Here is a 19587-nt window from a genome sequence, read left to right as displayed (position 1 = left end):
GCTCCATATCATTTCTTAATTTTCGGAAAAAAATAAAAAAACCTACTTAAAAAAGTAGGATTCTTACTCTATCATATTCTGTTCTTTCAAATGAGTAACTGCTCGAGTTACTGCAATCTTCACATGTTCATATGTCAGACCACCTTGAACATAAGCCTCAAATGGCGGGCGTATTGGACCATCTGCAGATAGTTCAATGGAAGAACCTTGAACGAACGTACCAGCTGCCATAATAACATCATCTTCATACCCCGGCATATAACTAGGTTCTGGGCTAAAATGTGCATTGATTGGAGAGGCATGTTGAATACTTTGACAAAACGCAATCATTTGTTCTTTCGTATCAAATTGAACTGTTTGAATTAAATCTGTACGTTTTTCATTATATTTAGGCACAGTTTTCATGTTCATTTTTTCAAGAAGTAGACTAGTAAATAACGCGCCTTTTAAACTTTGGCTTACAACATGAGGTGCAAGGAAGAAACCTTGATACATTTCTTGTAGCGAATTCAGTGACGCACCCGCTTCTTTCCCAATACCAGGAGCAGTTAAGCGATAACCACAGCGTTCGATTAAATCCTTTCTGCCAGCAATATAACCACCAATCTTAGCTAATCCACCACCTGGATTTTTAATTAATGAACCAGCGATTAAATCGGCCCCTACTTCAATTGGTTCACGGCGTTCAACAAACTCACCATAGCAATTATCAACAAAAACAATAACGTTCGGATGATGTTCCTTAATACGTGTGATAGCCTCTTCAATTTCATCAACAGGAATAGATGGACGTTGGTCGTAACCCTTAGAACGTTGAATCGCTACGACTTTCGTGTTCTCTGAAATAGTGTTTAAGACACTTTCAATATCAATTTGACCGTTCTTTAAAGCAACTTCTTTATAACTCACGCCCTGTTCTTTTAAACTTTCAATACCATTACCGTTCACGCCAATCACTTCTAACAACGTATCATACGGACTACCTGTAATATAAATCAGTTCATCTCCATATTTAAGCGTACTTTGAAGTGCTAACGTTATCGCATGTGTACCTGAAATAATTTGAGGTCTGACAATCGCATCTTCTGCTTTAAATGTATGCGCATATATTTCTTCTAAATGATCACGTCCGAAATCATCATAACCGTAACCTGTGCTACCCGTTAAGTCACTTTCTGTAGCTTTAACATGATGAAATGCATTTAACACTTTTTCTTGGTTAATATATGCAGTTTCTTCTATTTCTTTAAAATATGGTGCCAAAGTATCTTCTACTTCAGTAACCAATTGTTTAATATCTGACATGCTTAATGACTTCCTTTTACTATTTTTTATATCCTTCAATAAGGTATTCTTCTTTTTCAGCGTCAAAATCCATTTCTTCTATTAATGTATGCTGCTTTAAGAAGTATAATCTGTCGGCATCAGCTGCAGGAACTGTCTCATTATAATGCGTTAATGACGCTTTAATCTGTTGAATTAATAATTGTTTCACTTTAGCTTTATCATCCTCAGCTCGACTGGACACAAATACTGAAGGCGCCGCTGCAACAGGTGCATCCTCATCGTTATTATATTGATCTTTTTTATTGAAAATGACGGCTTGTGGAATTTGATCCATGTCTAAATCTTTAACTAATTGATTAACGGTATCAAATTGTGCACGGTGCTCAGGATGACTTGCATCTACGACGTGTAATAATAAATCTGCACCTTTTGCCTCTTCTAACGTGGATTTGAAAGCAGCAATTAGCGTAGTTGGTAATTTTTGAATAAATCCAACGGTATCTGAAATGATTAAATTAAAGCCATCATTAATTTGTATTTGTCTCGTTTTAGGATCTAATGTCGCAAATAGTAAATCTTTCTCAAATGTAGTTTCACCGGCTAAGACATTGAACCATGATGATTTACCAGCATTGGTATAGCCAATTAACGCGATTTGATAAACTTGATTTTGTTCACGTTTATTACGATAACGTTCACGGTGTTCAACCACTGTTTGAAGTTGATGCTTAATTTCATTCATACGTGTTCTAATATGACGACGGTCCATTTCTAATTTAGTTTCCCCTGGACCTCTTGTACCAATACCGCCACCTAGACGTGATAAACTTTTCCCGTGACCTTGTAATCGTGGTAAAAGATAATCTAATTGTGCCAACTCAACTTGAAGTTTACCTTCTCTACTACGTGCTCTTAATGCGAAGATTTCTAAAATTAATTGAGTTCTATCAATAATTTTTATGCCCAAATTATCATTTAATGTTTTTGACTGTGCCGTAGTTAACTCATCATTCGTTACAACTACATCTATTTCATGAAATTCTATAAAAGCTTTTATTTCATCGATTTTACCTTTACCAACATAATATTTGTGATCGACTTGTTCTCTATTCTGTGTAATTTGACCTTTAACATTCAGTTGGCAAGTTAATGACAATGCTTCTAATTCTTCCATTGTTGACTCAAAATTAAATTGATTATCGTTTTGAGCATGTACACCGACTAAAACAGCAGTTTCTAATTTTTTCTTTGTATCATGAGTAAGTTGCTGCGCCATGTCATACATCTCCTTCTAAAATGTTTCTCAAATATTCTATCATAGTGTGTTTCTAAAGACTATATTCTGAAATTATGTTAAATTAAAGCTGATAAGAAAGGGTGACATTATGGAAAATATATATGATTTTGTAGTAAAAAAATCTAGCGGTGAAGATTATAAATTAGCTGATTATAAAGGTCAGGTTATGCTAATTGTAAATACAGCAAGTGAATGTGGATTTACGCCACAATTTGAAGGCTTACAAGCTCTATATGAGAAATATAAAGACCAAGGGTTTATAGTTTTAGGTTTCCCTTGTAACCAATTTGGTGGACAAGAACCAGGCACTGGTGCCGAAGCGAACCAAAACTGTAAAATTAACTATGGTGTAACTTTCCCTATCCATGAAAAAGTAGACGTTAAGGGTGAGAATCAACATCCTTTATTCCGTTACTTAACTGATGCAGCTAAAGGTATGTTGAATGAAAAAATTAAATGGAACTTTACTAAGTTCTTAGTAGACCGCGACGGACATGTTGTGAGCCGCTTCTCACCTCAGAAAAAACCAGCACAAATTGAAAAAGATATCGAAAAATTATTATAGAACAATAAGAAGCTTCGTATTAGAAGACATTTTATTTTTAAATGCCCCTCTAATACGAAGCTTTTTCTTATTACAAACATTTCCTCTATTTGTTCAAAAGTGCTAAAATCGATGAGTTTCTAGCAAGTTAAAGTCTTATCAGACCGTTTTCTACGCTCTATAAAACTTTTGACTTGGCACTTTGATTACAACTTATTCTTCACTTGCAACTGTTGCTTCAGCTTCTGTAGCTTCATCGTCAACAGTGAAAGTGCTGATCGCATGTTTGTAAATCAGATGGTGTTTGCCTTGAGATACTAAGCTAATAACGTATTTATCAAAGTCTTCGATAACACCTTTCATTTGAAATCCGTTTAAGAAAAAGACTGTGATTTCCGTTTTCTCTGCTTTAAAGTTCTCTAGTGCTTGATCTTGGATGTTGTGGTTTGCAATCATGTTTAGAACTCCTTTTATTTATTTGGGTTGTAATCTCATCTAACATCATTTGAAGTGTCATTGTCTCTTTATCAAACCATTGAACATTTAACTTATTTTTGAACCAAGTCAACTGTCGCTTAGCATATTGTCTAGAATGTTGTTTCAACGTTTCAACGGCAGGTGCTAAATCCATTTGCCCTTTGACTACAGGAACAAGTTCTTTGTAACCAATTGCTTGCATACTTTGAGTAGATTCAAAACCTTGTTCAACGAGTTGTTTCACTTCATTAAATAATCCGTGGCCCAACATAATATCAACACGTTTATTTATTCTTGAATATAATGTTTTGCGCGACATTTCAATCCCTATTAATAATGTATCATAATTTTCTGTAAATTGTTGCACTTTCTTGCGAGAACTTAAAAGTTTTTTCGTTTTTAAGTAGTATTCTATCGCTCTATTTACTCTTTTTCGATTATTAGGATGGATATCTTTTGCAGATTCAGCATCAAACGAAGCTAAGTATTGATGTAAAGCTTGATTATCCAGTTGTCCTAATTCGCTCATTTTTGCGCTTGCTTGTGCCTCCGCTTCTGGAGATACACTTTTTTCATCGTCAAATGGATAGTCATATATTAATGATTGTATATAAAGTCCTGTGCCCCCAGCAATGATTGGCGTTTTACCTCTAGCAGTAATTTCATCAATTAATGTTTCTGCTCTTTTTTTAAAATCATAAGCAGAAAACGTATCATCTGGATTCAATATATCTATCATGTGATGAGGAATGCCATTCATTTCTTCTTGAGTCACTTTAGCGGTTCCAATGTCCATTTGTCGATATACTTGCATAGAATCTCCACTAATAATTTCTCCATTGATGCGTTTAGCTAATTCGATGCTTAATTCAGTTTTACCTGAAGCGGTTGGTCCTACTATAACCACTAAAAAGGGTTTAGTTGAATCACTCAAAATTATCCCTCACTTTGACTCTTATTTAATATTTGTTTTTGAATCCAATCAAACATATGATTCCAAATCATTTGTTCATCTTCCTCAAATAAAATCTCATGACGTCTATGGGCATACAATTGAACTGTAATATGCTTGATTCCGGCAGTTTTAAATTTTCTTCCTAAGCTTCTTATGCCCTTTCCATAATCCCCAAATGGATCTTCTTTACCCGAAATAAGTAGTATTGGTAATTGTGGATTCATCTTTTTCAATTGACCATAATTAGCTGTTTTCATCATATTTTTAACGGTTTGATAAATGAGCTGATTTGAAACTAAAAAGCCTGTATATTCATCCTTAACAAACTTATCAACTTCATCACGTTTAGAAGATAACCAATCACTTTGAGTTTCTGGTTGATCAATTTTTTTATTAAAAGACTTATAAACTAATTGATTTACCCATTTTAAACGACTACGTTTACCACTAAATAGCGTAATTAATTTTAGTCCTATCACTGCTGGTATGCCTTTCCATTTAGGATACAGACCTGTACCTGTTAAGATTAACCCTTGTGCTACATCAGGATACTTTTCGACATATAAGCGCGCAATAATTGAACCCATTGAGTGACCTAAAACAATATATGGGACGTCCTTTTTATCATTATGTAATGTTTGAGCTATTTCATACGCATCTTGCACGACTATGTTCATGTCATCAAAATGGCCGCGTTCCTCCTCATCTATCTCCATACCGTGTCCTCTATGATTATGTCTAATAACATCATATCCCTGTTGAGTTAAAGAATGAACGAATGCCTCATAACGATCCATATGCTCAGCCATCCCGTGAAAAATATGAACGACGCCAAAAGTGGCTATTTTAGCTTTATCTACTTTAACTTCTAATGTTGTACCATCTTCAACGGTAATTTTATAAGAATTTTGACCCACGCATATGCCTCCCATCGAAAACCAAATCTTTTATAATTTATAATTATTTAGTATTCCTTTAAATATACCTTTACTTTTCAATGTTATCAAATTGAGAGCGACTTTTTAATAGTGAGTAAATGAATTTTGTAAAATCAACATATTAGTTTTTCATTGCATACGAAAATACTACTAACACGATTGGTTAGACACCAATATGTTAGTAGTATTAAAAATGTTATAAGTTAATTAGTCGTTATTTTTTTACAGCTAATTGTTCATTACCATTTGTTGCTTCTTCAATAGCTACATTAACTTCTTTAGTATATTCATTAACTTGTCCTTGAGTATAATTTAATAATTGACTCAATTCTTCAATAATTGCATCTTTGTATTGTTTTACTTCATTAATATTGAAGTATAATTTACCCGTTCTACGTACTAAGAAATCAGTTGGTTTATAAACCATTTCGTTTTGTACACTATATACTAATTGTACATATAATTCTAATGGTAATTTAAGATCTTTATCTTTAGCGATTTGAGCAATATTAAATAATTTGTCGATATTTGAACCATATTTAGAAGCTAAGCGACGTGCAACGTCCTCTTTCAAGCCAATTGCTTTACCTTCTTCAACTTTACGTTCAACATATTTTTCAAAGTTTTTACTACCACCAACATCACCGCCAGAAATTGGAGTGTTTTTAGTAGCACATTCGCCAAATTTCAAGCCGTGTTCTTGTTTTAAGCGTTTCGCTAATAAATCAACAATTTCTAATGCCATGTGACGATAACCTGTTAATTTACCACCAGCAATTGTTAATAGACCAGATTTACCTTCCCAGATTTCATCTTTACGTGAAATTTCTGAAGGGTCTTTACCGTCTTCTAAAATAAGCGGTCTTACCCCAGCCCATGTAGATTCAATATCTTCATCTTTGACATTTACATCTGGGAACATGTAATTAATCGCATCAATTAGATAATCTCTATCTTCTTGAGTAGTTAATGGTTTCGCTTTATCGTTATCGTAGAAAGTATCTGTAGTACCTACGTATGCTTTACCTTCACGTGGAATAGCAAAAATCATACGACCATCTTTTTCAGTATCAAAGTAAACCGCTTGGCCTAATGGGAATTTAGATTGATCAATAACTACATGTACACCTTTAGTTAAACGTAATTGTTTATTATTACGTGTATAGTCTTTTTTTCTCACTTCATCTACCCATGGACCTGAAGCATTGATGACTTTCTTAGCTTTAATTTGATAAATATCTCCAGTTAATTGATCTTGTACTTCAATACCATTTACTTTTGATTTTAAGTCATATAAGAAGTTTGTAGATTTAGTGTGGTTAATGATCTCTGCACCATTTTCTTCCGCACGTTTCATTACTTCGATTGTTAAACGAGCATCATCTGTACGGTATTCAACGTAATAACCGCCACCTTTTAAACCATCTTTTTTAACTAATGGTTCTTTATCTAATGTTTGTTTTTTAGTTAACATTTTTTTACGTTCAAATTTTTTAACGCGAGCTAAACGGTCGTACATCATTAAACCTAAGTTTGTTGTAAATTTACCGAATGTACCACCTTTATGCATTGGTAATAACATCCATTCAGGTGTAGTTACGTGTGGACCATTTTCATAAACGATTGCACGTTCTCTCCCTGTTTCAGCGACAACTTTAATTTGCGCTTGTTTCAAATAACGTAAACCGCCGTGAACAAGCTTAGTTGAGCGTGAGCTAGTACCTTGTGCAAAGTCTTGCATTTCTACTAAAGCAACTTTCATACCACGTTGGCTAGCATCTAATGCAATACCTGCACCAGTAATACCGCCACCAATAATAACTACGTCATATTCTGTATCTTGTAAATTTTTTTTAATTACTTCTCTATTTAAAGTAGACAAAGCCATAATTTATACCCCTCCAACTTTTAATAAAAAATGAGAGACCTATCCATACAGAAGCATGCTGCATGAAACAGGTCTCTCAAATCTCGATTAATGTATTAACTTAAGTTCATCATAACACACATTTCAAAACTAAGCCATTAATAGTGATTAATCTTCTAATTTAAAGACCTGAGTTGCTTCTACTGCTTTCTTCCAACCTTTATATAACTTAGTTCGTTGTTCTTCAGACATTTGTGGTTTAAATTCAGTTTCTAATTGCCATCTGTTTTCAATTTCATCTTTACTGTCCCAGAAACCTACCGCTAGACCTGCTAAGTATGCAGCACCTAAAGCTGTTGTTTCTTGAATTTCAGGACGTTCTACTGCAACATTAACGATGTCTGCTTGGAATTGCATGATGAAATTATTTTTTACAGCGCCACCATCAACACGTAAAGTTTGTACTTCAATATCAGAGTCTTTAGACATTGCTTCCATTACATCACGTGTTTGATAGCATAATGATTCAAGTGTAGCGCGAATGAAGTGTTCTTTTTCAGTACCACGGCTTAAACCGAATACTGCGCCTCTTGCTTCTGAGTCCCAATATGGTGTACCTAGACCTACAAAAGCAGGCACTACATATACATTATCAGTTGAATCTACGCGTGTAGCATAATTTTCTGATTGTGGTGCTGAGTTAATGATTCTTAAACCGTCACGTAACCATTGAATCGCAGAACCTGAGACAAAGATTGAACCTTCTAATGCGTAGTTCACTTTACCATCAAGACCGTATGCAATGGTTGTTAATAAGCCACTTTCAGATTTAACTGGTTCCTCTCCAGTATTCATTAACATGAAGCCACCAGTACCATACGTATTTTTTACATCTCCACGTTCGAAACAAGCTTGACCGAATAACGCTGCTTGTTGGTCTCCGGCAATACCTGCAATTGGAACTTTTTGACCAAAGAAGTGATAGTCTCTAGTATGTGCATAAACTTCACTTGATTCTTTAACTTCTGGTAATAAGTTTTTAGGTACATTTAATAATTCTAAAAGTTCGTCGTCCCATTTTAAATCATAAATGTTGTACATTAATGTACGGCTTGCGTTTGTATAATCTGTAATATGCGCTTCTCCGCCAGATAATTTCCAAACCAACCAAGTATCGATAGTACCAAATAATAAATCGCCGTTTTCAGCTTTTTCTCTTGCACCATCTACATTATCTAAGATCCATTTTACTTTTGTACCTGCGAAATATGGGTCTAGTAATAAACCGGTTTTATTACGGAATGTTTCTTCATGCCCTTGGTCTTTTAATTCTTGGCAAATTGACTGAGTTTGACGAGATTGCCAGACAATTGCATGATAAATAGGGCGTCCAGTGTTTTTATCCCAGATGACTGTTGTTTCACGTTGGTTAGTTATACCGATACCTTCAATTTGTTCAGCATTTACTTCATTTTCATTAAGCACTTCTGCCATAACTGCTAATACTGATGTCCAAATTTCATTAGCATCGTGTTCTACCCAACCAGATTTAGGGAAGTACTGTTTAAATTCACGTTGAGCAACACCTTTAATATCGCCATCTTTATCGAATAAAATCGCTCTAGAGCTTGTTGTTCCTTGGTCTATTGACATGATGTATTTTTCCATAAATATTCTCCCTTTCTAATCTATAAATGAAAAAGTGCTATTATGTAGCTTGAGTGTTTTGTGATTAAGGAAGTGTACTATCTTTATTACACTTTTCCAAAAAAATTAATCATAAAAATGCTATATTTTATTTAAATTTAATAAATTGATTCAATATCATTTGATTTATTAGATTTATTAAGTGCAACACCTAATAATAAAGTGGCAATGACAACAACGATAGCAACTACACATGAAATATCAAAATGTCCTTGATAGCACACTTTGTAAATTGTTGCGCCAAGCATACCACCAGCAATTGGGCCTAAAACAGGAACAATTGCGTAACCCCAATTTGAACTTCCTTTTCCAGCAATAGGTAAAATGGCGTGTGCAATTCTAGGACCTAAGTCACGAGCTGGGTTGATCGCATATCCAGTTGGACCGCCTAAACTTAAACCAATAGCTACGATTAAAGCCCCAACGATTAATGGGTTCATACCGTCAGCAATTTTATTAATACCAATATACATAATCGCTAAACATAAAATAGCTGTTCCAATGATTTCACTTAAAAAGTTTGCGAAATAGTTCTTGATTGCAGGTGCTGTAGAAAATACGCCAAGTTTAGCACCTTGATCTTCTGTTGCTTTCCAATGTGGCAAGTACATTAACCAAACTAACGTTGCCCCAAAAATACCTCCAAGTAATTGGCAAATGATGTATCCAGGAACTTGAGCCCAACTAAAACTACCGTCCATCGCAAGTGCAATCGTTAACGCAGGATTTAAATGCGCTCCTGAAAATTTCCCAACTGCATAAGCCCCCATTGATACTGCCAATCCCCAACCAGCTGCGATAACTATCCAGTCAGAATCATGTCCGGCACTACGTTTCAAATTTACGTTTGCACAAACGCCACCACCGAATAATACCAAAATAGCAGTACCTAAAAACTCTGCTAAATATACATTCATGTATATACCTCCTGTGAAGACAAAAAGATTCCTACAAAGGCACTAGATATATGCATTGCAGAAATCTCTTCGTCTCTTAATCTAATATTAACTTGGTTAAATCATACATAATGGTTGTAAGCGTTGTCAATACTTTTGTAAAAAAATTGTCACAATTAATACAGCGATTTAAAAATGATGGAATATATTTTTAGAAAATATATTAAATTTTGTTGCCTTATCACATTTTCATGAATTCGCAATTGATGCAATATTTTGAGTCTACAGCACTAAAAAACGCTTATTATCAGTTTATTAAAATTCACATGATAATAAGCGCTTAATTGTAATAAATACGCAATAAGATAATTCAAATGTAACTAAATATTGACTGCTGCTCGATTACCATAGTGCACGATTGCTAGTAGTAACGTAGCTTGCACCGCTATCAATCGCTTCTTGTACTTCTCTATCTTCATCAATTAAGCCACCTGCTATCACTTTTGTAGCAGTTTCTTCACCAACAATTTTAACAATTTTATGAGCGACGCCAGGTAAGACTTCAACGAAATCAGGTTGTACTTTTTTGATAAGTTGAATACTTCTATTTAAAGCCTGACTATCAATAATAAACACTCTGAATATTGTTAACATATTAAGCGATTTAGCTTTTTGAATCACTTTAGTTTTAGTCGAAACAATACCTTTAGGCTTATAAGTTTGGATAATGTACTCACATGCAAATTCGTCATGAGCCATACCTTTAATTAAGTCGATATGAATATACGCCTCAATATCATGCTTTTTAAGTAACTCCATCACGCTTTTTAAATGTCCAATATGCATATCTAATAATACACAAACTTTATAATCTGTTTTAGTGAGTTTCTCTAAATCTTTCATCGTACGAATTGCCGGTAACACGTTCTTTTTCATTTAGCGTATCCCTTTCTACATTACTCGTTTAAATAATTTTTCTAATTCATAATTTGAGAAATTGATAATGATAGGTCTGCCATGCGGACATGTAAATGGATCTTCTGCTTCACGTAATTGATCTATTAAGTCAGCCATTTCATGTTTTTTTAAATAATGATTCGCTTTTATAGATTTTTTACAACTCATCATAATCGCAGCATCTTCTCGCATTTTTTTAATATCTATTTTTTTATGATTTAGCACCAATTCTATCATATCTTTAATAATTTCTTCCGCTTCAACTTTAGGGAACCACACTGGATAACTATTGACGATATAATCGTGACCACCAAAGTGTTCTAAATGCACGCCTACTTTATCTAATTCTTCTTGATATTGGTCAATAATCATTTGTTCATCTTTTGAAAAGTGGAACGTTAATGGAATTAATAAATCTTGAACTTCATTACCAACTTCTCCGATTTTTTCTCTAAAATATTCGTACTTAATACGTTCTTGCGCGGCATGTTGATCAATCATAAACATGCCATTTTCATTTTGTGCAATGATATAAGTGCCATGTACTTGTCCTACCACTTCCATATATGGCACGCGACGAGATGGCGTTTTACTTACTGTACCTTTAATATCATTTTCATTGCCTAGTGTTTGTTGCGTCTCAGTATTAAATTCATCACTTTGATTAGATACACTATCTTCTGAATTTGGAAGCCCATTTTCTTCATCCAACGAACTTTCTGCTCTATCCAAACTATTTAAAATATCTTTTTGAATTTGGAAGTAATCTACCTCATCAGAACGTTTATTATTATGACTCTCAAAATTAGCAGTCTCTTCATTAGCCATAGAGTCATTTTCGTTTGTATAATCATCCGAGTAATTTACGTCATCTAAATTGTTAGTATTCCAGTTATTAGTAGAGCTATTGTTTCTTTGTTTTAATGCTTCTTCTTTATCTCTTTGCTTTTTCTCAAAATCTAGTTTCTGCTGTTCAAAGGTATGAAGCACTTTATTTTTCTTAGGCATTTTATCCAAATCATTTTGAGGGATAAGAATTCTATCTTTAAAAGCATTGCGGATCTTTTCAACAATTAAATTATATAATTGTTCTTCTTTAGAAAGTCTAACTTCTAGTTTAGTAGGATGCACATTAACATCTACAAGAATCGGGTCCATTTCAATATTGATATAACAAATTGGATATCTACCTATAGTAAGTAACGTATGATATCCCTCTACTATAGCTTTATTAAGCACGAAGTTTTTGATATATCTGCCATTAATAAAAATTGAAATATAGTGTTTATTACTTCTAGAATGTTCTGGTTTAGCTACAAATCCTTCTAAATGATAATCACTAGTATCTCCTGAAATATGCACTAAATCTTTAGCCACTTTAATACCATAAATTTCTGCCATTACTTCATTCGTTTTACCCGAACCATTAGTTTTAAGTAAAACTTTGCCATCAGAAATTAGAGATATACGAATATTTGGATGACTCATAGCCATACGGTTCACAATATCAGTTATTTTACCTAATTCTGTATATAAACTTTTAATATATTTTAAGCGAGCTGGCGTATTATAAAATAACGATTCTACTTTAATATCTGTACCTTTTTTCGCTTTAGCTGGTTTTTGATGAACAATTTTCCCATTTTCAGCATATATTTCATGGCCATTTTCATTATCGGTGCAAGTTTTTAAAGTGACTTTAGCTACAGAAGAAATACTTGCTAAGGCTTCTCCTCGAAATCCTAAAGTTCGAATATGAAATAAATCATCATCAGTGTCTAACTTACTTGTAGCATGTCTATGAAATACTAACTGTAAATCGTCTTGTTCTATGCCAGTTCCATTATCTACTACACGAATGGAGGAAATGCCTGATTGTTCAACTTCAATATTAATTTCTGTTGATTGCGCATCAATGGCATTTTCAAGCAATTCTTTAACAACTGAGCTCGGTCTCTCAACTACTTCTCCGGCAGCTATTTTATTAGCTAGAGAGGTTTGCAATTCTTTAATTTTACCCATAATAGCACCTCTATCTTAACTGATTTTGTAATTCACTTAATTTTAATAATGCATCAATAGGTGTCATATTTGATATATTAAGATTTTTAATTTGTTCCTCAATTTCACTTGTTTCTTTGTTAGATTTAAATAAATCAAAACTAGCTTGTTCGAACTGATTATCGTTTTTAGTATTAGATAATTTTTCTGTTTCGATTGATGAATCAGATTCGTTTCTTTCAGTTGTCTTGGTAGCTTGCTCTTCTGCTATAAACGCATCTTCTTTGTCTAGATCACTTAATAATGAGTTAATTTGAGTTTCATCTTTTTGTTCAAAATTATTTAAAATTACTTGCGCTCGGTTGATTACTGAGTCAGGTAAATTAGCTAACTTAGCTACTTGAATACCATAGCTATCATCTACTGCACCATCTTTAACTTTATGCAAGAAGATTAATTCTCCTTGGTACTCTTCCGCTGCAACGTGTACATTTTTCAAGCTCGGCAATTCTTGTTCAAGCGTAGTCAACTCATGATAGTGTGTAGAGAATAATGTTTTAGCATGAGATGTTTGCGCCACATATTCTATCATCGCTTGAGCTAATGCTAATCCGTCATATGTTGAAGTTCCTCGACCAATTTCATCAAAGATAATTAAACTATCTTCAGTAGCATAAGTTAATGCTTTTTGAGCTTCTAGCATTTCTACCATAAATGTACTTTTACCTGAGACTAAATCATCGGCAGCACCTATTCTAGTAAATATTTGATCAAAAATAGGTAACACAGCTGCATCACAAGGAACATAAGCCCCCATTTGCGCCATAATACTAATGATGGCTACTTGTCGCATATATGTCGACTTACCAGACATATTCGGCCCTGTTATTAAATAAATGAAATTATATTTATCTAATTGACAATCATTTGGAACATAGTCATTATAATCCATTACGCGTTCAACGACTGGATGACGAGAATTTTCAAGTTTTAATGTTTTATCTTCACTAAATTCAGGTTTAACATAATTATATTTTTGTGCAATTTCGGCAAAACTTTGTAAGCAATCAAGTTCTGAAATAATTTTAGCTTGTCGTTGTAAACGTTCAGTGTACGTTTTAATATGTTCTCTTAATCTAACAAATAATTGATATTCTAACTCAATAGCTTTATCTTCAGCACCTAAAATAATATCTTCTTTTTCTTTAAGTTCATCAGTAATAAAACGCTCGGCGTTAGACAAGGTTTGTTTACGATGATAGCCAAATTCTGATGGCTCAAAGCCTTGTAGATTAGCGCGCGTAATTTCTATAAAATAACCAAATACTTTATTGAAGCTAATTTTTAATGATTTAATTCCTGTACGCTCACGCTCTTTAGTTTGAAGTTGTGCTAACCAATCTTTACCATTTTTAGACGCTTCAAGATATTCGTCTAATTGTTTACTGAAGCCTTGTTTGAAAATCCCACCATCTTTAACGGAAATTGGTGGTTCTTCAATTAAACTATCTTCGAGTACTTTTAATAAATCTTCTAAAGGTTCTAGCGCACTGAATTGTTCAGATGTCGTACTATCCATTTCTTCAAGTAATGACTTAATGTTAGGAATTTCAGAAATAGAATGTTTAAGTTGAATCAAATCACGGGCGTTAACATTGCCATAACTTACACGCCCTACTAATCTTTCGATATCATAAACTTGGTTTAAATAACCTCTTAGTGTATCTCTCTCAATAAAATGATTAATAAAAGATTCTACGATATTTAAACGTTCTTCAATTTTATCTTTATGAATTAATGGTCTATCAATCCATTGTTTTAATCGACGGGCTCCCATAGGTGTTTTAGTTTCATCCATTAACCATAATAGCGTTCCTTTTTTCGATTTAAGTCTAATACTTTCTGTTAATTCTAAATTTCTTTTAGCGTAGTAATCCATTTTCATAAAATCAATCGCTGTATAGGAAATAACTTCTTCAATGTGAGACAAATCTCTTTTTTGAGTATGATGGATATAATCTAAAAGTAATTGAGTTGCTAAATGCATTTTTCGATTATCTGATTGGTTAGCATCATAGTTAGCATCAGAAATGTCACTTCTAACTGTTATTGTTTCAGTTGTTAAACTAATTTGTTTTTTTAATTCCTCATCTATTTCATGATTGACTACAATTTCATTAGGATTGATAGTAATGATTTCATTTATTAATGTACCTTCATCATCGAAATGTGTAGCTTTAAGCTCTCCTGTAGAGATATCACAATAACTTAAGGCATACGTGTTATCTTGTAAAATAAAACTAAGAATATAGTTATTTTGATTTTCATCCATGCCACCTTGTTCCATTACGGTACCAGGAGTTACTATGCGAACTACTTCTCTTTTTACCATACCTTTAGTCTGTTTCGGATCTTCCATTTGTTCACATATCGCTACTTTATATCCATTACTGATTAACGTCTCGATATAACTATTAGCAGAATGATATGGCACACCACACATTGGAATAGGATTAGCTTTTTTAGCATCTCTTTTAGTTAAAGTGATTTCTAAAACTCTAGAGGCTTCTTTAGCATCTTCATAAAACATTTCATAAAAATCGCCTAATCTAAAAAATAGTAAACAGTCTTGATATTGAGATTTAATTTTTAAATATTGTTGCATCATTGGAGTCGTATTCGACATATTTTCACAACCTAACTAAAGTATTTCTAATTTTTATACGTACTTTTAACTTGTATATTTTAACATAACTCATTATTCCACGCTCGTTCTCATTACTAGTGACCGTTTTAGAGTTTGCTTCTTATTTAAAATTTATATTCCATTTAATAATGCATTTTCAGATAAAAAAATTACCATTTCAAAATATAAGATACAAGAAATTGTGATATCTAATAACTTCATTTGAAATGATAATCCTTTTAAAATAGACCAGTTAAAAATCTATGAATTTATTTTTTAAATTTATCGAGTAATCCACGTTTTTTCAACATTATAAGTAAGAAATAGCTAATGATTGCACCTATGAAACTTGAAATAATAAAAGCAAGCATTAATGGTTTAACGAAAAAGTTTTGCATACCTAACATCCATGCTACAGGAATACACATTAAACTTCCTATGATCCCAGTACCTATAACTTCACCTACTGCGGCCATAAAGATATGTTTTCTATACATATAGAAAAGACTCGCTAATAACACACCAATCATACTTCCAGGGAAGGCGAAGAAACTACCTGTTCCAAAAAGAATTCTAATTATTGATGAAATTAATGCTTGCGCTAAGCCATACCATGGTCCAACAAATACAGCACATAGAACATTAATAAAATGTTGAACTGGTGCTGCTTTAATTGGGCCTAAAGGGATAACAATAATACTACTTAACACCACATTGATGGCTATTAGTAATGCAGTGAGGGTCAGTTTTCGAGTGTTCATAGTATAGTTCCTTTCTCATTTATAAATCATTATGTTCTTTTTTATTGTAGTCGTTTAATCTTTTTTCCATCGTACTAATCATCATTTGTAAAAAGTCATTAGCTTCATATTGTGCAGAGCGAAATTCTTCAACAATTGGTAATTTATTGATTTCATTTTCCAAATTATGAATTTCACCTTCTGATTGTTCATAAGCATGGGTTTTACCATAGTTTTGAAAATTAACAGATTGTTTCTGTTGTTTTTTTAACTGATTCATTTTAGTTTTAATCGTTGCGTTTTCATGAATCTGCTGTTCAATATTTTGATAATTTTTAATGATTTCTAAATCACTGATTTTATCTGAAAGTTGCTCTGCTTGTTTTAATATTTCTTCTTTACTATACATGTTAGTTTGTCACCAATACATTATCATTGAAACGTACGAAAGTACCATTTAATGAATATTGTTTAGCTTCTTCGATTTTCACATCTACTAATTGTCCAATTGCTTCTTTAGGACCTTTAAAATTAACTAATTTATTTTTTTCAGTATATCCTGCTAAAACCGTATCATCTTTTTTACTAGTACCTTCACATAATACTGTTACTACTTGACCGTCATATTGTTTCATTGCTTCTTCAGAATATTGTCCTACTTTTTTGTTCAAACGTTGTAAGCGATCTTTTTTGACTTCATTAGGTACGTTATCTTTCATTTTAGCAGCAGGTGTACCATCTCTTTGTGAGTATAAATAAGTGTAAGCATGTTCGAATTTTACTTCATCGTATAATGATAAAGTTTCTTCAAATTGCTCTTCAGTTTCATTTGGATAACCAACAATAATATCTGTAGTTAATGCAACATTAGGAATAGCGTGTTTAATTCTTGAAACTAAATCTAAATAACTTTCACGTGTATACTTGCGTCCCATAATTTTTAAAACAGCATTATTACCTGATTGTACTGGTAAGTGAATATGTGGAACGATATTTCCGCCTTTAGCAATGACTTCAATCATACGATCAGTAAAGTCCCAAGGGTGACTCGTAGTAAAGCGAACACGTGGAATATCTATTTTAGAAATATCTTCTAATAAATCTCCTAAACCATAGTTCAGTTCTTTTATATCTTTACCATAAGAGTTAACATTTTGTCCTAACAATGTAATTTCTTTATAGCCATCACGTGCTAAACCACGCACTTCTTCAATAATATCTTCTGGGCGACGACTTCGTTCTTTACCTCTAGTAAATGGAACAATACAATATGTACAGAATTTATCACACCCATACATGATATTAACCCATGCTTTTGTGCTACCTTCACGTACTTTAGGAAGATTTTCAATGACATCTCCTTCTTTAGACCATACTTCAACCACCATTGCTTTTGATAAATATGCTTCTTCTAGTATTTCAGGTAACTTGTGAATATTATGTGTCCCAAAAATCATATCTACATTTTGATAAGATTTTAAAATCTTATTTACTACTGATTCTTCTTGAGACATACATCCACATACACCAATTAAAGCTTCAGGTCTATTCTTTTTAAGATGTTTTAAATTCCCGATTTCACTAAATACTTTATTTTCTGCATTTTCACGAATCGCGCAAGTGTTAATCAGAATAACATCCGCTTCATTTATATCATCTGTCGCAGTATAATCTAATGCCTGTAGAATACCTGCCATTACTTCAGTATCATGAGCGTTCATTTGACAACCATATGTTTTAATTAGAAATGTGCGCCCTTTTCCCATTCCTTTATATTTTTCTTCTATATGAAAGTCACGATTATAATTAATATCCTGTTTCCCACGTTTACGAGCTTCTTTAAGACTAGGTGGCTGATAAACATGTTCAAAATATTTACTATAATCTTTTTCAGCTTTTTTATTACGTTCATCTAGTATATTTATCGTACCAGCTTTTCTTTGTTCTTCGTTCACTTTAAAATATCCTTTCTATATGCCCTAATATCATTAGTACATTATATTAAAATTAATCATAAAGTGCAAAAAGAGTTCAAAAGTATTCATAAAATAGTAACTTTTTTAAAGCCGAAATAAAAATAAAATTTCCTAATTTCAATTCTTTTAAATTTAAAAAAATGATGAATATTGTCATTAAAATCTTCTTTCAAAAATAAAAAACCAAGACATTCAACATGCCTTGGTTTCGTTCAAGTTTTTTATTAAGCTTCGTCGTATTTAACAGTTAACGTTTCAATCGAAATGCCTTCTGGTACGTGATAAAACTTCACTTGACTAATAATACTTGGACATTCTAATTCAACCATACGTTCATTTAATTTTTGAATTAAAATTAAACATTCACTCATATCTCCTTGAACTGTTGTTTCAAGAGGACCTACTCGGAAATGTAATCCAGATTCTCCTATAACTTTAATTGCTTCATCAACATACGGAATGACGTCCTCATTATTTGGTGTTTTTGGTACAATTTGAATACTCATTAAAGTATCTTGCATTATTCATTCACCTCTATAAATTATATTCATATTTATTTTAGCACTCTTATTCTTAAATGACTTATCTAATTTACACTTTCAATCGCTTTATAAATTGCTTTAGCTATATCGTACATTAAATTATCCCAATTTGATTGATCTTGTCTGCTTTTAAAATTACTTTTCTTATTTTTAAATAAAGATTTTCTTAATTTAGAAGAAAGTTCAATTTGTACACCTGCACCTTTAGTAGTACGATTTACAATATTATTATCTTGAGCACCAGCCATATGACTTGGTGCAGCTTGAATATCTAAACCTATGTCTGATAAACCACTTCCAATAGCTTCTTTAAGTTCTATATCTTTTCCACCTATGTATGCAATACTTTCGTTACCTGAGCAACCATGTATCGTTACTGCTATGTCACTATTATTCACGAGATTCATTGCTATTTCATTATCATAGTGGATAGAAGTAACATGCAACTCATTATTTCCCTTGCTTCTTATACCATTAAAAGCAAAATAATTATATTGGCCTTGCTCCGCAATCACACATGCTAATTCTGAAGTTGCTGGTTCAATCCCGCCTCCATGTATAGCTAATATAGTCACATTACTTCTTAAATCATTACTAACAATTTCCCAATCTTCATTTTCTTTTGTTTGTTTTTCTAATTCTGTCATTGATTTGTATTTATCCATAGAAAAGAAACCCCACTTTTTAATAATATATTTTAGGTCTTCCCTTTAAAAT

17 protein-coding genes are annotated in these 19587 nt (G+C 32.7%); 1 reads left to right on the top strand and 16 read right to left on the bottom strand.

Annotated features, from left to right (window positions below):
* Positions 1-63: 63 nt before the first annotated feature.
* Both CD128_RS04050 and hflX read right to left on the bottom strand, forming a co-directional pair.
* Entirely contained in the window at positions 64-1305 is a 1242-nt protein-coding gene (locus tag CD128_RS04050; protein WP_103328799.1) for a methionine gamma-lyase family protein, read from the bottom strand.
* A gap of 19 nt (positions 1306-1324) precedes the next feature.
* Positions 1325-2563: a GTPase HflX gene (hflX, locus tag CD128_RS04045; RefSeq protein ID WP_103328798.1), complete on the bottom strand. Its 1239-nt coding sequence runs from the start codon at positions 2561-2563 to the stop codon at positions 1325-1327.
* Between the two features lie 109 nt (positions 2564-2672).
* Here hflX and CD128_RS04040 point away from each other — a divergent pair, with 109 nt between their 5' ends.
* Positions 2673-3149 (top strand): glutathione peroxidase, encoded by a 477-nt coding sequence (locus CD128_RS04040; RefSeq protein WP_103328797.1) that lies wholly within the window; start codon positions 2673-2675, stop codon positions 3147-3149.
* Between the two features lie 192 nt (positions 3150-3341).
* Here the strand turns inward: CD128_RS04040 and hfq are convergent, their stop codons facing one another.
* The 14 genes from hfq to CD128_RS03970 all read right to left on the bottom strand — a co-directional run bounded on the left by hfq (position 3342) and on the right by CD128_RS03970 (position 19535).
* Positions 3342-3584 (bottom strand): RNA chaperone Hfq, encoded by a 243-nt coding sequence (hfq, locus tag CD128_RS04035; RefSeq protein ID WP_103328796.1) that lies wholly within the window; start codon positions 3582-3584, stop codon positions 3342-3344.
* Complete coding sequence (gene miaA, locus CD128_RS04030; RefSeq protein ID WP_103328795.1) at positions 3538-4539, bottom strand: tRNA (adenosine(37)-N6)-dimethylallyltransferase MiaA; 1002 nt, start codon at positions 4537-4539, stop codon at positions 3538-3540. The genes hfq and miaA overlap by 47 nt, the downstream gene beginning before the upstream one ends.
* Before the next feature lie 2 nt (positions 4540-4541).
* Positions 4542-5477, bottom strand: a complete 936-nt coding sequence (locus CD128_RS04025; protein WP_103328794.1) for an alpha/beta hydrolase — start codon at positions 5475-5477, stop codon at positions 4542-4544.
* 235 nt (positions 5478-5712) lie between these two features.
* Positions 5713-7386: a glycerol-3-phosphate dehydrogenase/oxidase gene (locus tag CD128_RS04020; protein ID WP_103328793.1), complete on the bottom strand. Its 1674-nt coding sequence runs from the start codon at positions 7384-7386 to the stop codon at positions 5713-5715.
* A 147-nt stretch (positions 7387-7533) separates the two neighbouring features.
* Positions 7534-9033, bottom strand: a complete 1500-nt coding sequence (gene glpK, locus CD128_RS04015; RefSeq protein ID WP_103328792.1) for a glycerol kinase GlpK — start codon at positions 9031-9033, stop codon at positions 7534-7536.
* A 137-nt stretch (positions 9034-9170) separates the two neighbouring features.
* The gene (locus tag CD128_RS04010) at positions 9171-9989 is read right to left on the bottom strand and encodes an MIP/aquaporin family protein (RefSeq protein WP_103328791.1); all 819 of its coding nucleotides are present in this window, start codon (positions 9987-9989) and stop codon (positions 9171-9173) included.
* Between the two features lie 381 nt (positions 9990-10370).
* The gene (locus CD128_RS04005) at positions 10371-10904 is read right to left on the bottom strand and encodes a glycerol-3-phosphate responsive antiterminator (protein WP_103328790.1); all 534 of its coding nucleotides are present in this window, start codon (positions 10902-10904) and stop codon (positions 10371-10373) included.
* 15 nt (positions 10905-10919) lie between these two features.
* Positions 10920-12947 (bottom strand): DNA mismatch repair endonuclease MutL, encoded by a 2028-nt coding sequence (gene mutL / locus CD128_RS04000; protein ID WP_103328789.1) that lies wholly within the window; start codon positions 12945-12947, stop codon positions 10920-10922.
* 10 nt (positions 12948-12957) lie between these two features.
* Positions 12958-15612, bottom strand: coding sequence for a DNA mismatch repair protein MutS (mutS, locus tag CD128_RS03995; protein WP_103328788.1), 2655 nt, complete (start codon positions 15610-15612; stop codon positions 12958-12960).
* A 269-nt stretch (positions 15613-15881) separates the two neighbouring features.
* Positions 15882-16373, bottom strand: coding sequence for an energy coupling factor transporter S component ThiW (gene thiW, locus CD128_RS03990; RefSeq protein ID WP_103328787.1), 492 nt, complete (start codon positions 16371-16373; stop codon positions 15882-15884).
* A 19-nt stretch (positions 16374-16392) separates the two neighbouring features.
* Complete coding sequence (locus tag CD128_RS03985) at positions 16393-16761, bottom strand: YlbF/YmcA family competence regulator (protein ID WP_103328786.1); 369 nt, start codon at positions 16759-16761, stop codon at positions 16393-16395.
* 1 nt (position 16762) lies between these two features.
* Positions 16763-18307, bottom strand: a complete 1545-nt coding sequence (gene miaB / locus CD128_RS03980) for a tRNA (N6-isopentenyl adenosine(37)-C2)-methylthiotransferase MiaB (RefSeq protein ID WP_103328785.1) — start codon at positions 18305-18307, stop codon at positions 16763-16765.
* Between the two features lie 245 nt (positions 18308-18552).
* A complete protein-coding gene (locus tag CD128_RS03975; RefSeq protein ID WP_103328784.1) occupies positions 18553-18849 on the bottom strand; it encodes a thiamine-binding protein in 297 nt (98 codons plus the stop codon).
* A gap of 65 nt (positions 18850-18914) precedes the next feature.
* On the bottom strand, positions 18915-19535 hold the full coding sequence (locus tag CD128_RS03970) for a poly-gamma-glutamate hydrolase family protein (protein WP_103328783.1): 621 nt from the start codon (positions 19533-19535) through the stop codon (positions 18915-18917).
* Positions 19536-19587 lie beyond the last annotated feature (52 nt).

This window comes from Staphylococcus croceilyticus (assembly GCF_002902575.1).
Taxonomy (GTDB): domain Bacteria; phylum Bacillota; class Bacilli; order Staphylococcales; family Staphylococcaceae; genus Staphylococcus; species Staphylococcus croceilyticus.
The sequence above is the reverse complement of the archived record's forward strand: the minus strand, read 5'-3'. Positions and strand labels throughout refer to the sequence as shown.

Coding starts and splice junctions, on each gene's coding strand:
- CD128_RS04050 (WP_103328799.1), bottom strand. CDS start 1,305: ATGTCAGATATTAAACAATTGGTTACTGAAGTAGAAGATACTTTGGCA.
- hflX (WP_103328798.1), bottom strand. CDS start 2,563: ATGGCGCAGCAACTTACTCATGATACAAAGAAAAAATTAGAAACTGCT.
- CD128_RS04040 (WP_103328797.1), top strand. CDS start 2,673: ATGGAAAATATATATGATTTTGTAGTAAAAAAATCTAGCGGTGAAGAT.
- hfq (WP_103328796.1), bottom strand. CDS start 3,584: ATGATTGCAAACCACAACATCCAAGATCAAGCACTAGAGAACTTTAAA.
- CD128_RS04020 (WP_103328793.1), bottom strand. CDS start 7,386: ATGGCTTTGTCTACTTTAAATAGAGAAGTAATTAAAAAAAATTTACAA.
- glpK (WP_103328792.1), bottom strand. CDS start 9,033: ATGGAAAAATACATCATGTCAATAGACCAAGGAACAACAAGCTCTAGA.
- CD128_RS04010 (WP_103328791.1), bottom strand. CDS start 9,989: ATGAATGTATATTTAGCAGAGTTTTTAGGTACTGCTATTTTGGTATTA.
- CD128_RS04005 (WP_103328790.1), bottom strand. CDS start 10,904: ATGAAAAAGAACGTGTTACCGGCAATTCGTACGATGAAAGATTTAGAG.
- mutL (WP_103328789.1), bottom strand. CDS start 12,947: ATGGGTAAAATTAAAGAATTGCAAACCTCTCTAGCTAATAAAATAGCT.
- mutS (WP_103328788.1), bottom strand. CDS start 15,612: ATGTCGAATACGACTCCAATGATGCAACAATATTTAAAAATTAAATCT.
- thiW (WP_103328787.1), bottom strand. CDS start 16,373: ATGAACACTCGAAAACTGACCCTCACTGCATTACTAATAGCCATCAAT.
- CD128_RS03985 (WP_103328786.1), bottom strand. CDS start 16,761: ATGTATAGTAAAGAAGAAATATTAAAACAAGCAGAGCAACTTTCAGAT.
- CD128_RS03975 (WP_103328784.1), bottom strand. CDS start 18,849: ATGCAAGATACTTTAATGAGTATTCAAATTGTACCAAAAACACCAAAT.
- CD128_RS03970 (WP_103328783.1), bottom strand. CDS start 19,535: ATGGATAAATACAAATCAATGACAGAATTAGAAAAACAAACAAAAGAA.